The organism is Buttiauxella cochleicola, assembly GCF_021283185.1.
In the GTDB taxonomy this organism is placed as follows: domain Bacteria; phylum Pseudomonadota; class Gammaproteobacteria; order Enterobacterales; family Enterobacteriaceae; genus Buttiauxella; species Buttiauxella massiliensis.
In genome coordinates, this window is the sequence record NZ_JAJSOS010000014.1 from 1 (window position 1) to 14,478 (window position 14,478).

General features: G+C 50.1%; 12 protein-coding genes and 1 riboswitch. Of the genes, 3 read left to right on the forward strand and 9 right to left on the reverse strand.

What is annotated here, in order from left to right:
• Positions 1-322: 322 nt before the first annotated feature.
• Together murI and btuB are read right to left on the reverse strand one after the other, a co-directional pair.
• Positions 323-1,189 carry a glutamate racemase gene (gene murI / locus LVQ76_RS19000; protein ID WP_232922268.1) on the reverse strand — a complete coding sequence of 289 codons (867 nt, stop codon included), beginning with the start codon at positions 1,187-1,189 and terminating at the stop codon, positions 323-325.
• The gene (btuB, locus tag LVQ76_RS19005; RefSeq protein ID WP_232922269.1) at positions 1,134-2,993 is read right to left on the reverse strand and encodes a TonB-dependent vitamin B12 receptor BtuB; all 1,860 of its coding nucleotides are present in this window, start codon (positions 2,991-2,993) and stop codon (positions 1,134-1,136) included. The genes murI and btuB overlap by 56 nt, the downstream gene beginning before the upstream one ends.
• Before the next feature lie 67 nt (positions 2,994-3,060).
• Positions 3,061-3,281, reverse strand: a riboswitch (cobalamin riboswitch).
• 201 nt (positions 3,282-3,482) lie between these two features.
• Between btuB and trmA the strand changes: the two genes are divergently transcribed.
• The gene (gene trmA / locus LVQ76_RS19010; protein ID WP_232922270.1) at positions 3,483-4,583 is read left to right on the forward strand and encodes a tRNA (uridine(54)-C5)-methyltransferase TrmA; all 1,101 of its coding nucleotides are present in this window, start codon (positions 3,483-3,485) and stop codon (positions 4,581-4,583) included.
• Positions 4,584-4,628: 45 nt separating this feature from the next.
• On the opposite strand, the gene LVQ76_RS19015 is transcribed toward trmA, so the two are convergent.
• Together LVQ76_RS19015 and fabR are read right to left on the reverse strand one after the other, a co-directional pair.
• Positions 4,629-4,985: a YijD family membrane protein gene (locus LVQ76_RS19015; protein ID WP_151995344.1), complete on the reverse strand. Its 357-nt coding sequence runs from the start codon at positions 4,983-4,985 to the stop codon at positions 4,629-4,631.
• 14 nt (positions 4,986-4,999) lie between these two features.
• Positions 5,000-5,644 carry an HTH-type transcriptional repressor FabR gene (fabR, locus tag LVQ76_RS19020; RefSeq protein ID WP_115631628.1) on the reverse strand — a complete coding sequence of 215 codons (645 nt, stop codon included), beginning with the start codon at positions 5,642-5,644 and terminating at the stop codon, positions 5,000-5,002.
• Positions 5,645-5,836: 192 nt separating this feature from the next.
• Between fabR and sthA the strand changes: the two genes are divergently transcribed.
• The gene (gene sthA / locus LVQ76_RS19025) at positions 5,837-7,237 is read left to right on the forward strand and encodes a Si-specific NAD(P)(+) transhydrogenase (protein WP_034461384.1); all 1,401 of its coding nucleotides are present in this window, start codon (positions 5,837-5,839) and stop codon (positions 7,235-7,237) included.
• Here sthA and oxyR read toward each other — a convergent pair.
• The 5 genes from oxyR to argC form a co-directional block, all read right to left on the reverse strand.
• A complete protein-coding gene (gene oxyR, locus LVQ76_RS19030; RefSeq protein ID WP_151995346.1) occupies positions 7,211-8,137 on the reverse strand; it encodes a DNA-binding transcriptional regulator OxyR in 927 nt (308 codons plus the stop codon). The genes sthA and oxyR overlap by 27 nt on opposite strands.
• Positions 8,138-8,408: 271 nt before the next feature.
• On the reverse strand, positions 8,409-9,782 hold the full coding sequence (gene argH / locus LVQ76_RS19035) for an argininosuccinate lyase (protein ID WP_232922271.1): 1,374 nt from the start codon (positions 9,780-9,782) through the stop codon (positions 8,409-8,411).
• Positions 9,783-9,863: 81 nt separating this feature from the next.
• Positions 9,864-11,081 carry an argininosuccinate synthase gene (locus tag LVQ76_RS19040; protein WP_154154199.1) on the reverse strand — a complete coding sequence of 406 codons (1,218 nt, stop codon included), beginning with the start codon at positions 11,079-11,081 and terminating at the stop codon, positions 9,864-9,866.
• A 30-nt stretch (positions 11,082-11,111) separates the two neighbouring features.
• Positions 11,112-11,888, reverse strand: a complete 777-nt coding sequence (gene argB / locus LVQ76_RS19045; protein WP_120066756.1) for an acetylglutamate kinase — start codon at positions 11,886-11,888, stop codon at positions 11,112-11,114.
• A 15-nt stretch (positions 11,889-11,903) separates the two neighbouring features.
• Positions 11,904-12,908 (reverse strand): N-acetyl-gamma-glutamyl-phosphate reductase, encoded by a 1,005-nt coding sequence (gene argC / locus LVQ76_RS19050; protein WP_232866031.1) that lies wholly within the window; start codon positions 12,906-12,908, stop codon positions 11,904-11,906.
• 184 nt (positions 12,909-13,092) lie between these two features.
• On the opposite strand from argC, the gene argE reads away from it, so the two are divergent.
• Positions 13,093-14,244, forward strand: a complete 1,152-nt coding sequence (gene argE, locus LVQ76_RS19055; RefSeq protein WP_232905360.1) for an acetylornithine deacetylase — start codon at positions 13,093-13,095, stop codon at positions 14,242-14,244.
• Positions 14,245-14,478 lie beyond the last annotated feature (234 nt).

Consider the following 14,478-nt stretch of genomic DNA (forward strand, 5'->3'; position numbering starts at 1 on the left):
CTAAATGAATTACTGCTTGGTCACTCTTCAAGACTTGATATTTTTTTGATACCCGAAGGTATCTGAGATATCAATCCTGCGAGTGCCCACACAGATTGTCTGATAAATTGTTAAAGAGCAGTGAGTTACGCGCTTTCGCTTGCTAACTCGAGGTGGCGTATATTACGCTTTCCTCTTTCAGAGTCAAGCGTTTATTTTCGCTTTTCATCTGGCTGACGGGCCGGTTTGTAAGCCGTTGTGCCGTGTCAGTGGAGGCGCAGTATAGGGATTTTCTGGAAGCTGACAACCCCTATTTTCAATTTTTATTTCAACCGTCTCTTTTTTATTCAAATTCGCTGCAAACAGCTAGTTTTTCAAGCCTTGGGAAGCCATAACGCTGCAAAACGGGTGCTAATTGAGCAATCTCTGGCGTGAGCCCCATACAGAACGCAATGTTCTCATCTGCAGATAATGCATTCGGAGATTCATGTTCTAAAAGCCATACCGTACGGCGAGCAATTGCAGCGCCTGAATCTATCAACCGAGTTCCTTCCGGCAGAACTTCCAGCAACTCTTCTTCTAATAGAGGGAAATGAGTGCAGCCTAATACTACGGTATCCGGCGGCTCTTTCATTCGCAGCCATGGACGAAGAATCTTCCGCAGTTCCTCAAGATCCACGGGCTGACCGTGCAACTTGGCCTCTGCTAACTCCACCAGCTCTGCCGAACCGAGCATTTCGATTTTGCATTCTGACGCAAAGCGCGCAACCAGCTCGTGAGTATAAGGACGGCGAACCGTACCGCGAGTCGCCAGCAACCCGACAACGCCATTAGTCGTCAGACGCGCAGCAGGTTTAATAGCAGGGACAACGCCTACGACAGGGAAAGCGAATTTTTCACGTAACGCAGGAAGCGAAACGGTACTCGCCGTATTGCAGGCGATGATGGCGAGTGCGAGCGGGTAACGTTCCTGAACCGCAGTAACAATTTCAACTACGCGCTCAACAATGAACGCTTCGCTTTTCTCGCCGTAGGGAAATGCTACGTTATCGAAAGCATATATATAGTGCAGGTCAGGCAAAAGCTGCCGGACTTCGTCATACACAGAAAGCCCACCGACACCGGAGTCAAAAACCAGTACGGTGGGATGTGTATTAGAAGGTATAGCTGCCAGTGAGGTAGTACTCCCGTCCTGGGGTTTGATAGCCATAAACCGTCTCGTAATCTTTATCGAACAGGTTGGCGATTCTACCACGAACGGTGAGATGAGAGGTGACCGGATATGAGGCAGCGAGATCCCATAAACTTACCCCGCCCATTTTTACATCGCTGCTGGAGTCATAATCATAATCATAACGTTCACCCATATACTGGTAAGTGACATCCCAACCCAACTGATACACTTGACCACTCAATTCATACTTCACCTGCTGTTTTGCACGACGAAGTAATAATTTATCGGTTTCATCATCGCGTGGATTAATGTACTGAAGCGTCAAGCGATGATCCACCGGACCCGTAGTCACGCTTCCAGTCCATTCCATACCTTTAATCGTCGCGGATTTTACGTTGTAGTAGCTATGATTGTCGTAATCAATGAGGTTCTGAATTTTGTAGCGGTATGCCGATAAGCGCCAATCCAATGGACCGGTTAAACCTTCCAATCCGGCTTCCCATTGTTTTGACTCTTCTGGTTTCAGATTTGGATTGGAAGCAATACCAAAACGGTCCGCACCAAACTGTTGCCCTAAAGATGGTGCGAGGAATCCTGTACCGTAAGAAAGCGTCGTACGGTAACCTTCTACGAACTCCCAACCAGCAGCAGTTTGCCATGTACCATGCCAGCCAAATTGCTCATCATGGTCTTCACGACCAGAGGCTTCCAAAGTAACGCTTTCTATCTGCTGTTGGCCAGTAAGGTAAAGGCCTGTGTTATCACGCGTATAACTATCTTTCGCAGGTGCGCCAGTATAGGTTTCACCATAAGAAGTCAGCTTTTCTTGTTTCCAGTCGATTCCTGCGCTTATCGCGCCGTGCCCGATTTCAACATTATTACCCCACTGGATATAACGTTGTTCCATATCATCAAGAGTTGTCCCTTCTTGATAACGGCCAGCCAGGCTACTGTAGTTGTAATCTTTAATGCGCTGATAATTAGCCAGTAATTGCGACGAGTAAATTCCAGAATTGAAATTCAGGCCGGTATCCCAAGACTGGGTGTAGTTTTGATGCTCATCACCACCGCCATCGTAACCCCCATTACCTTGGTCATAATCTGTATTGCTGGAATAACCGTACCCCCGGAAGAAACCGGCAAAATTATCATTGAATTTATGCTCAATACCGCCCCAGAACAGTTTATTACGGTACCCATCGCGATCGGTATCACCGCTATAACTTGAGCCAGGTTGAACATTAAAACCATTTGTAGTCTGATACGCCCCAGCCGCCGTGAAGACAGTATCGCCAACCTTTTGGCGTAAAGTGCCATCATATTGCTGATAGCCATTCGAGCCGATGCCTGCATTAATCTGCGAACGATCATCGCCATCCTGGGTAATAATGTTGACGACTCCGCCAATAGCACCCGAACCATAAACAGCTGAACGCGGCCCCCGTATGTATTCAATTCGCTGAACCAGGGATACCGGAATTTGGTCTATATCGGAATTATTTGAAATTCCAGGACGGGCAATAGGAATGCCATCAACCAAAACTAAAACATGTCGAGCCTCTGTCCCGCGAACAAAAAGTGATGCGCTTTGTCCCATACCACCGTTTTGTGCGATATCAACGCCTGGCAAGCGACGCATAACATCCAGCACCGTTTTTGACTGCCATCTTTCTATGTCCGCTTTGGTCACAACATCAGTCGGAGCCAGCACCGTATTAACCGGTTGCTGAAAACGATTTGCCGTCACCACCAGGTTTTCTTCGGAATTGCTGTCTTGCGCCCAGCCAGAAAAAGCCGTTACGGACAACGCCGTAAGCAGCGAAAGTTTTTTTAACTTCATTTATATAAGCATCCGCTTTTAAATCAAGGATGCCGCAGACATAACCGATAGCACGCGATAGTTATGCAGATTGCGACGTATACCGGCAGGTCTTCGGGCTTGGAGGCGTTCACTTCTGGATGATGACTTCCCACTTCTATAAGCAGTGTCTGCACCTGGCACTCATCCCGCTCTTCCTTACCGCTGCGCGTCAGCCCCAGAATTACACTGGGTTCCCTTTTATACCCGTCGCTCTTCAAAATGCAGGGGTGTTGGCTACACCCACTCACCCGAATCACTTACTTCAGTAAGCTCATCGGGATTTGCTCGTTTGCCGCCTACCTGCATCTCGAAGTTTCTCGGGTATAACTTATAAAAAGGCCGGAAGCGCTATGCTACGATTTTGTTAATAAGCTTGTCTATAAGCATCAAAATGCAACAGCGCTGGACATCACGAGCCTAATCCCTACAATCGCCGCGTAGTTTGACTTTACTAACAGGTAGCAACTCATGACTCCAGAACATCTCCCGATAGAACTTTACGACGCGCAACTGGCCGAAAAAGTCGCCCGCTTGCAAAGCATGATGGCCCCTTTTGCAGCTCCCGCGCCGGAGGTGTTCCGTTCGCCAGTCAGCCATTACCGGATGCGCGCTGAATTCCGCATCTGGCACGATGAAGACGACCTGTACCACATCATGTTTGACCAGGAAACCAAGCAACGTATTCGGGTCAATAGTTTCCCGGCAGCAAGTGCGCTTATCAACGCACTAATGCCGGCAATGCTCGATGGTGTGCGCGATATTCCCGCTCTGCGTTTTAAGCTTTTCCAGATTGATTATCTGACTACCATGAGCAATCAGGCTGTGGTTTCGTTGCTTTATCATCGCAGGTTGGGTGAAGAGTGGCAGCAACACGCTGAAGCATTGCGCGATAATCTGCGTGCTCAGGGTTTCAACGTTCATTTAATTGGCCGTGCTACAAAGACCAAAATCGAGTTAGATCAGGATTTCATCGATGAGCGTTTAACCGTTGCCGGTAAAGAGATGATTTATCGCCAGGTTGAGAACAGTTTTACTCAGCCGAATGCCGCGATGAATGTTCATATGCTGGAATGGGCACTGGATGCAACTCAGGGTTCAAGGGGCGATCTGCTGGAATTGTACTGTGGTAACGGTAACTTCTCGCTGGCACTGGCGCGTAACTTTAACCGCGTACTGGCGACTGAAATCGCCAAGCCATCTGTTGCTGCTGCGCAGTACAACATTGCGGCGAATGAAATTGAAAACGTGCAAATTATCCGTATGGCGGCTGAAGATTTTACTCAGGCGATGAATGGCGTGCGCGAGTTCAGGCGTCTGGAAGGTATCGACCTTAAAAGTTATCAGTGCGAAACCATTTTCGTCGATCCACCGCGTAGCGGCCTGGATGCAGACACAGTGAAGATGGTGCAGGCATACCCACGTATTCTCTATATTTCCTGCAACCCGCAGACCCTATGCGAGAATCTGGAAGTATTAAGCGAAACCCATAATGTTTCGCGCCTGGCGCTCTTCGACCAGTTCCCGTATACGCATCATATGGAATGCGGTGTGTGGCTGACACGCAAATAGCAAAACGGACGCCTCGGCGTCCGTTATTATTTCTGGCTAAGAATACTATTCAGTTACCTGCGCTTTACGGGCGCGAACTTTGAAACCAATCCAGAACAACAATGCGACTGAAAGCACCGCAGGCAAGAAGTTAGAGCCAATCGCCGGATACTCAGCACGCACAACCGCGCTATATAACAAGACACCCAGCACAAAGCACGCCGCAGCAATACTTGGCAGGCCAACTGGCATCGTGCGGTTCAGGTAACGTTGATGCAAACAGTACACCGTCAGCACCAGCGTGATCATCGGGAAAATGGAAAACGGCACAACCGAGCTAAATAGCGCGGCAAACGTTCCGTTAATTGCCAGGCCTGCAATAAACGCCAACCCGAGCGTACCTCTCTCTTGTAACTGTTTCATTGCTCTTCCTTTACTCACTCTTCAGATATTTGAGCTAATGCCACTTTTTCTTGCTCCCGGCGATACCAGTAGTACGCACCTTTTGAAATCATGCGTAACTGAAGTACCAGGCGCTCTTCAAGCTGACGACGCTGATCGGCATCGACGTCCAGCGCTTCGGCACCAGCACTAAAGACAATCGTAACCATCGCTTCTGCCTGCGCTTCAGTAAAACTACGCGGCATGCGATTTTCGAGTTCCAGATAGTCAGCAAGTTCCGCAATAAAGTGCTGAATTTCACGGGCGACAGCGGCACGAAATGCGGCAGACGTTCCAGAACGCTCACGTAACAACAAACGAAATGCGTTGGGATTATTACCGATAAATTCCATAAATGTTGAGACAGAAGTACGAATTACGCTCCCGCCTTTGGCAATTCGCTGGCGAGCCTGGCGCATTAACTGGCGCAGCATCAGGCCGCTTTCATCAACCATCGTTAAACCCAGTTCGTCAACATCACGAAAGTGGCGATAAAACGATGTTGGCGCTATACCAGCCTCACGGGCGACCTCGCGCAAACTCAGGCTGGCAAAACTTCGTTCAGCACTTAACTGGCTAAACGCGGCTTCGACCAGAGAACGCCTGGTTCTTTCTTTTTGTTGCGCTCTTACACCCATCATATTGCCTGAATCTCTTAATAGAACTCGCACTATACCAGAGAATAACTTAACTGGTTTTATACAGGATTGTGAATGATTGTTTACGCGAGCGGCCTCGTGTAACGCAGGAAAAAGCACAAGGATAATTGGGTTATCCCGCTGTTGATGTTACCATTGTGTTGCTTTTATGTATAAGAACAGGTAAGCCTTACCATGTCACACACCTACGATTATGACGCAATAGTAATTGGTTCCGGTCCTGGCGGCGAAGGTGCCGCAATGGGGCTGGTGAAACTCGGAGCAAGGGTAGCCGTTGTTGAGCGCTACCATAACGTGGGTGGCGGTTGCACTCACTGGGGAACCATCCCCTCAAAAGCGCTGCGCCACGCAGTCAGCCGCATTATCGAATTTAACCAAAATCCTTTATATAGCGACCACACACATCTCCTCCGTTCTTCCTTCGCCGATATTCTTAATCACGCTGATAGCGTCATTAACCAACAAACTCGCATGCGCCAGAGCTTTTATGAGCGTAACCGCTGCGAGATGTTGCAGGGCGATGCACGCTTTGTAGATGCACATACTATCTCGCTGGAATGTCACGATGGCTCGGTGGAGATGATCACCGCCGAGAAGTTCATTATTGCTTGCGGCTCGCGCCCTTATCGTCCGCCAGAAGTCGATTTCAGCCATCCGCGTGTGTACGACAGCGATTCCATTCTTAACCTGCATCACGAACCACGCCACGTCATTATTTATGGCGCAGGGGTGATTGGTTGCGAGTATGCGTCGATTTTCCGTGGCATGAACGTCAAGGTTGATTTGATTAATACCCGCGATCGCCTGCTGGCGTTTCTCGATCAGGAGATGTCCGACTCGCTCTCTTACCACTTCTGGAATAGCGGCGTCGTTATTCGCCACAACGAAGAGTTTGAGAACATCGAAGGCGTGGAAGATGGCGTCATTGTCTCGCTAAAATCTGGCAAAAAAGTGAAAGCTGACTGCCTGCTTTATGCGAACGGGCGCACGGGGAATACCGATTCGCTGTCACTGGAAAATGTAGGGCTGGAAGCCGATGGCCGTGGTCTGTTGAAGGTCAACAGTATGTACCAGACCGCACAGCCGCACATTTATGCCGTTGGCGATGTGATTGGTTACCCGAGCCTGGCATCGGCGGCTTACGATCAGGGCAGAATCGCGGCCCAAGCTCTGGTTAAAGGCGAAGCAACGGCGCATCTGATTGAAGATATTCCGACCGGTATTTATACCATTCCGGAAATCAGTTCCGTCGGGAAAACCGAGCAGCAGTTAACGTCGATGAAAGTACCGTACGAAGTGGGTCGCGCACAGTTCAAGCATCTCGCTCGCGCGCAAATTGTCGGTATGAACGTGGGTACGCTAAAAATTCTCTTCCATCGTGAGACGAAAGAGATTTTAGGGATTCACTGCTTTGGTGAACGCGCGGCAGAAATTATTCACATCGGCCAGGCGATTATGGAGCAGAAAGGTGGTGGTAACACGATTGAGTACTTTGTTAACACCACCTTCAACTACCCGACCATGGCGGAAGCCTATCGGGTAGCGGCTTTAAACGGCTTGAACCGCTTGTTTTAACTCTGGCTCAAAATGGCCATCCATATGTGTACGGATGGCCTCAGCGAGTTGCTCATAGCGACCACGCAGTGGAGAACCCGGACGATAAACCAGGCCGATAGTACGACGCGGCTCTGGTTTATAACATGGAAGGTAAACCACGCCGTCACGGCAACGCTCGTTCGGCACAGCCAGCGCAGGTAACAATGTTATCCCACTTCCGGCTGCCACCATGTTACGCAGCGTTTCAAGGCTGGTTGCACGGAAATGCGTGTCTTCTTCAGCGCCCGCTTCAAAGCAGAAACCCAGCGCCTGATCGCGCAGACAGTGCCCGTCTTCCAGCATCAGCAGCTTTTCACCCGCAAGATCCGATAATGGCACGCGATCACGGTCCGCCCACGGGTGGTCCTGGTAAATCGCCAGCATCATTGGCTCATCAAACAGCGGCACTTCAATAAAGGCTTCGCTCTCTTTCACCAAAGCGAGAATCGCACAGTCGAGTTTTCCGCTATCAAGCTGCGCTAACAACTGATGGGTTTGCGCCTCGTGCAGATACATTTCTAGTTTGGGGAAAGTTTTATGCAGCATCGGGATAATCTGCGGCAGCAGATAAGGCCCAACGGTTGGGATTAAGCCGATGTGCAGCGGCCCGGACATTGCCTCGCCCTGCTGACTCGCCATTTCTTTAAGGACTTTAACTTCTCGCAGCACAGTGCGAGCCTGGTCCACCAGCAACAAACCCGCCTGAGTGAACAACACTTTACGGCTGGTGCGTTCAAGCAACATCACGCCAAGTTCATCTTCAAGTTTGCGAATCTGACCGCTCAGCGTTGGCTGACTGACATGGCAGGCATCCGCTGCCCGACGAAAGTGACGATGCTCAGCCAGCGCCACCAGGTATTCTAGATCACGAATATTCATTCTCTATCCTCCGTCGCCATGATAGCCCATGGCGATAGAAATCATAGCAACGAACGATTATCCCTATCAACCATTGATATTGAATAATAGCCATCAACAGCACAAACCATCCATGGATCGCGGTTGTGTTGTAGGGAAACCCCCTGTTCTCCGAACTAAGTACTGAAGCCAACGTGAATCATTTAGCGGACATTATGTCCGCTCTTTTTTTATCCGTTAGATACAAAAAAAGCCCGGCACAAGGCCAGGCTCATTTTATCCTGCAAAACGTTTACACCAGGCGCTGCTTCGCATCGCTAATTGCCAATGCTACCTGCTGAGGAGAAACGCCGCCTTTGGCTGAGCGCTTATCCAGGCATGATTGCAATGACAAAATGGGATAAACATCATCACCGATTGTGGCACTGAATTTCTGCAAATCAGCAAGCGGCAATGCTTCCAGCGCTTTGCCCTGGCGAATCGCTTCTACGACCGCTTCCCCCACAATATGGTGCGCTTCACGGAACGGTACGCCTTTAGCGACCAGGTAATCAGCCAGTTCAGTTGCGTTGGCATAACCCTGCTCGGCAGCTTCTTTGCAGCGCGGGCGTTTAACCTGAATACCATCGAGCACCAGAACGGACATATGCAAGCAATCCATCCAGGTATCAAGCGCGTCGAACAGACCTTCTTTGTCTTCCTGCATATCTTTGTTATACGCCAGCGGCAGCCCTTTCAGGGTCATCATCATGCCAGTCAGCGCACCTTGAACACGACCACATTTGCCACGGATAAGCTCGAGCGCATCCGGGTTTTTCTTCTGTGGCATCAAGGAAGAGCCAGAGGTCACGCGGTCAGACAACTCAACAAACCCAGCTTCCCCGGTATTGAAGAAAATCAGGTCTTCTGCGAAACGGGACAGGTGAACCATACCGATGGACGCGTCAGAAAGCAGTTCCAGCACATGGTCACGGTCAGAGACGCTATCCAGGCTATTGCGCGTCGCAGATGCAAAACCTAACCAGCCAGCAAGTTGCTCACGGTCGATTTCATAGGCTGTACCAGCCAGTGCGCCGCTGCCCAACGGGCTAACGTCGAGGCGCTCCAGCGTGCTCTGCAAACGGCTTTCATCACGCGCCAGCATTTCAACGTAAGCCAGGCACCAGTGTGCAAAAGTCACCGGCTGTGCACGTTGCAAGTGCGTATAACCCGGCATGACTGCATCCTGGTTATTCTCAGCGGTTTCAACCAGCGCCTGTTGCAGTTGGCGAGTCGCCCCCAATAATTCACTGATTTGCATTTTGCACCACAGTTTAAGGTCAGTGGCGACCTGGTCATTACGGCTACGGCCAGTGTGGAGTTTTTTACCCAGCGCACCGACTTTATCAATCAGTTTGCCTTCCACCCAACTGTGAATATCTTCCGCATCGCTCTCAAGGATCGCTTGCGGATTGGCCTGCACTTCTTCCAACAGGAAATTCAGTGCCTGCTCAAGCTCCTGCTGCTCAGCAACAGTCAGAACACCAACGGTAACCAGCGCTTTGGACCAGGCGACAGAACCCACAATATCTTGCTCAGCCAGTCGGTAATCAAAGCGCAATGAATCATTGAACGATTTGAAACGTTGGTCTGCTGCCTGAGTAAAACGTCCACCCCAAAGTGCCATATTGATGCTCCATTAAATTATCTTTATTGCTTTTACTTTATAGGGCGGGCACGTTGTTCGTCACCCGCCATCAATTACTGATTATTTCTTTAATTCGTTTAAAGCACGAATACGTGACGACAACGAGAACAGACGGATAAAGCCGCCCGCGTGGCTGTGGTCATACACTTCATCTTCGCCGAACGTTGCGAACTCTTCGCTATACAGGCTGTTCGGAGATTTTTTCTGCTTCGCAGTGACATGGCCTTTATACAGCTCCAGCACCACTTCACCGTTCACTTCTTCTGCCAGTGATTCCGCAGACGCCTGCAGAGATTTACGCAGTGGTGCGAACCAGCGACCGTCGTAAACCACGTAAGACATTTCCAGGCCCAACTGCTCGCGCCATTTGAAGCTATCGCGATCCAGGACCAGCTGCTCAACGCCACGCAGTGCAGCCATCATAATGGTGCCCCCTGGAGTTTCGTAGCAGCCACGGGATTTAATCCCTACCAGACGGTTTTCGACGATATCAATACGACCGATGCCGTGCTTAGAACCAATCTTGTTCAACGTTTCCAGGCACTGGAACGGTGTCATCGCTTCGCCGTTTACGGCAACGACTTTGCCTTTTTTAACGGTAACGGTAACTTCTTCAGCCTGGTCTGGCGCTTCTTTAGGATCAACAGTCCAGACCCAGCAATCTTTGTTCGGTGCATTCCACGGGCTTTCCAGCACGCCGCCTTCTGTTGAGATGTGCCATGCGTTTTCGTCACGGCTGTAGATTTTCTCAAGAGAAGCGGTAGTTGGAATGTCACGCTCTTTCAGGTAATCAAGCAGTGCTTCACGGGAACGCAGGTTCCACTCACGCCATGGCGCAACCACTTTCAGATGTGGTGCCAGTGCCGCCCATGCTGATTCGAAACGCACCTGGTCGTTACCTTTACCGGTCGCACCGTGGCACAGCGCATCTGCGCCCACTTTATTTGCCACATCAACCAGCGCTTTAGCGATAAGCGGACGCGCCATAGAAGTACCCAGCAAATAGGTGCCTTCGTACAGTGCGCCGGTCTGCAATACCGGGTAAACGTAATCACTGATGAACTCTTCACGCGCATCGACGACGTAGCACTCTGTTGCACCGGAGCGCAGTGCTTTTTGCTCAACGCCTTTCAGGTCTTCACGGTCCTGGCCGATATCCACCACACATGCGACCACTTCACAGCCGCCGTAGTTTTCCTTCAGCCATGGAATAATGGCTGAAGTATCAAGGCCGCCAGAGTATGCGAGAACGATTTTTTTGATGCCGTGATTTTGCATTGTCTTATCCTTCAAAAACTTATTTTTAAACTAGGCCAGAATACGGGTGCCAATGGCGACGCCGTTGAACAAAGAAGGTAACTGTTCCGCATGGCGCCAGGATGCGATATCCACCGGGCGACCCAGCGTGCGTGCTGCATCCAGCGCCGCGTTAACTTTAACTATCATGCCGTCGGTAATAATGCCCTGAGCGATAAGTTGCTCTGCTTTCGCCGCCGTCATTTCTGCAATACGTTGACCTTTGCCATCCAGAATACCGCTAACGTCTGATAGCAGAATCAGGTCTGCACCAAGCGTTGCGGCCAAAGCGGTCGCCGCCTGGTCAGCATTCACGTTCATCAACTCACCTTCAGCAGTGACGCCAATAGAGCTGACAATCGGTAGAAAACCAGAATCTAAAAGCGTGGTAATCAGCTTAGCCGAACCCGGTTTTGCAAGCCCCACATGACCCAGTTCTTCATCCAGTTTGGTGACCGTCACACTGTCGCCATCACCGAGGCAAAGACCCACACCATTGATGCCATGCTTTTTCGCCCACGCCAACAACGTTTTGTTCGCCGTACCCGCCAGCGCACCGGTAATAATGTCAATCTGGTCAGCAGGCGTCACACGCAGACCGTTTTTCTTTGTCACTGGCAACGAGAGCTTTTTCATCAACTCGTCCACCAGGCAACCGCCACCGTGCACAATCACCAGCGGGCGTTGGTGGGATTCGCGATAGTTCACCAGTGCCGTAAACAGGCGCTCCAGCGCTTCTTCGCTATCGAGCAGTACGCCGCCTAATTTGATAATTAATGGATTCATCATGTCACCCGGCATCAATTAAATAAGAGACTGCGTTTCGGCAAAGCCAAAACGAATATTCAGGCATTGCACAGCCTGAGCTGATGCGCCTTTCAGAAGATTGTCTTCCGTGGCGACGACAATCAGATGCTCACCCTGTACTGCAAAACCGATATCGCAGAATGGTAACCCAACCACATTTTTCAGTGCCGGCACGCCTTTGTCATACAGGCGCACTAACGGTTTATTCTGGTACGCCTGATTAAAAACATCGGCGATTTGTTGCTGCGTCACACCCGCGTTCAGGCGGCAGGTGATGGTTTCCAGAATCCCACGCGGGAAATTGCCCAGGTGAGGTGTGAAAATCACCGGAGTACCAAGATGCGTCGAAATTTCTGGATGATGGCGATGATTAAAAATGCCATACGGTTGCAAGCTGACTTCGCAGAAACTGTTGGAAATCGCGGCCTTACGCCCTGCTCCACTGACCCCGCTGGTTGCGTTAATCACTGGCCACTGCGTCAAATCCAGCAACCCGGCATCAATCAGCGGTTTTAACGCCAGTTGCGCCGCAGTCGGATAGCAGCCAGGGACTGAGATCAAACTGGTTTCTTTCAGTTTGTCGCTCTGCCATTCAGCAAGGCCATACACCGCCTGCTCCAGCAGTTCCGGATGTTGATGGGTAAAACCGTAATAGCGCTGATAGAACTCAGCATCGTTAACGCGGAATGCACCAGAAAGGTCGATAACGACACAGCCTTTTGCCAGGAATTGTGGCGCCAGATCGTGGCTCACTTCATGGGCAGTTGCGAGGAACACAACATCGACACCGTCAGTAAATTCGCTGATATCCGACATCGCCTGTAACGGCATGTCGACAATACCTTTTAATTGCGGATGCAATTCAGATATCAATTTTCCTGCGTCATTACTTTGCGCTGAAACCGTCAATGCGGTTATGTTCATATGAGGATGGCGATTCAAATAGTTCACAAGCTCTGCGCCTGCATAACCGCTGGCACCAACAATCAGCGTATTCAACATCTCGGCTGTACACCTTCTTAGGTTGTGTCTGCTAAAGGTGCCAGCTGGTAAGCCATCACCCAACGTATAATTACGTGGTTAAATCCACCGGAACCTGGGGTTCCCTTACGGTAGTTAATATTGTATTTTTATTCAATATAACTGCATGATTATGTATACCAACCCGAGCTAAGGCCTGTCAACAGTGAAGATGAAATTACCTCCTTTTATCGAGATTTACCGCGCGTTGATCGCGACTCCTTCCATCAGCGCCACCGACAGCGCATTGGATCAGAGCAATGAGTCTTTAATCAATTTATTGGCTGGATGGTTCCGCGACCTGGGCTTCAATGTAGAAGTACAACCGGTTCCTGGTACGCGCAATAAATTCAATATGCTGGCGAGTACCGGAAACGGTGCTGGTGGCTTACTGCTGGCAGGGCATACCGATACGGTGCCGTTTGATGATGGCCGTTGGACACGCGACCCGTTCACGCTAACTGAGCACGAAAACAAGCTGTACGGTCTCGGCACAGCCGATATGAAAGGGTTCTTTGCCTTTATTCTTGATTCATTGCGTGATGTCGATGTGACGAAGCTTAAAAAGCCACTCTATATTCTGGCGACGGCTGATGAAGAAACGACGATGACGGGCGCTCGCTATTTCTCTGAGACCACCCATATTCGCCCGGACTGCGCCATCATTGGTGAACCGACATCATTGCAGCCGGTCCGTGCGCATAAGGGTCACATTTCCAACGCCATTCGAATTCTTGGGCAATCAGGGCACTCAAGCGATCCGGCTCGTGGCGTGAATGCGATTGAACTGATGCACGACGCTATCGGCCACATCATGTCGCTGAAAAATACCCTGAAAGACCGTTATCACCACGACGCATTTACCGTGCCGTATCCGACGCTGAACCTCGGCCACATTAGCGGCGGCGATGCGGCTAACCGTATTTGCGCCTGTTGCGAACTGCATATGGATATTCGCCCGCTACCAGGGCTGACATTAAATGATCTGAACGGTTTGCTTAACGAAGCGCTGGAACCGGTGAGCCAGAAATGGCCGGGCCGCCTGACGATTTCCGAACTGCACCCGCCAATTCCGGGCTATGAATGCGCCAAAGATCATCAGTTGGTGCAAGTGGTTGAGAAATTACTCGGCGCACAAACCGAAGTGGTGAACTACTGCACCGAAGCGCCATTTATTCAGACTCTTTGCCCGACATTGGTACTTGGCCCTGGTTCCATCAACCAGGCGCACCAGCCGGATGAATACATCGAAACACGTTTTATCGAGCCAACTCGCAAACTGATTACGCAGGTAGTGCATCATTTTTGCTGGCATTGAAAAATAGCGTGTATGGGGGTTTTGCCCCCTTTTTAAGCTACTTTTTAGCGGATCCTCATAAGAAACGCTTATCTACGAAGTTAGTAATTAAATTTCATGAATTAGCGCAATTTATTCGTTTGCTGAAACGATTTCGTAGCAATTGACGAAATCAGACTTACGTGGCTTTATAAAGACGGTGTTGAACCTTCACGGGTGAAATTAAATTACATATTAGATTGGATAGGGTGTCTG

What these genes read in the sequence shown, in the direction of transcription:
- murI (WP_232922268.1), bottom strand. Translation starts at nt 1,189, where the DNA reads ATGGCTATCAAACCCCAGGACGGGAGTACTACCTCACTGGCAGCTATA.
- oxyR (WP_151995346.1), bottom strand. Translation starts at nt 8,137, where the DNA reads ATGAATATTCGTGATCTAGAATACCTGGTGGCGCTGGCTGAGCATCGT.
- sthA (WP_034461384.1), top strand. Translation starts at nt 5,837, where the DNA reads ATGTCACACACCTACGATTATGACGCAATAGTAATTGGTTCCGGTCCT.
- fabR (WP_115631628.1), bottom strand. Translation starts at nt 5,644, where the DNA reads ATGATGGGTGTAAGAGCGCAACAAAAAGAAAGAACCAGGCGTTCTCTG.
- trmA (WP_232922270.1), top strand. Translation starts at nt 3,483, where the DNA reads ATGACTCCAGAACATCTCCCGATAGAACTTTACGACGCGCAACTGGCC.
- argB (WP_120066756.1), bottom strand. Translation starts at nt 11,888, where the DNA reads ATGATGAATCCATTAATTATCAAATTAGGCGGCGTACTGCTCGATAGC.
- argC (WP_232866031.1), bottom strand. Translation starts at nt 12,908, where the DNA reads ATGTTGAATACGCTGATTGTTGGTGCCAGCGGTTATGCAGGCGCAGAG.
- argH (WP_232922271.1), bottom strand. Translation starts at nt 9,782, where the DNA reads ATGGCACTTTGGGGTGGACGTTTTACTCAGGCAGCAGACCAACGTTTC.
- LVQ76_RS19040 (WP_154154199.1), bottom strand. Translation starts at nt 11,081, where the DNA reads ATGCAAAATCACGGCATCAAAAAAATCGTTCTCGCATACTCTGGCGGC.
- btuB (WP_232922269.1), bottom strand. Translation starts at nt 2,993, where the DNA reads ATGAAGTTAAAAAAACTTTCGCTGCTTACGGCGTTGTCCGTAACGGCT.
- LVQ76_RS19015 (WP_151995344.1), bottom strand. Translation starts at nt 4,985, where the DNA reads ATGAAACAGTTACAAGAGAGAGGTACGCTCGGGTTGGCGTTTATTGCA.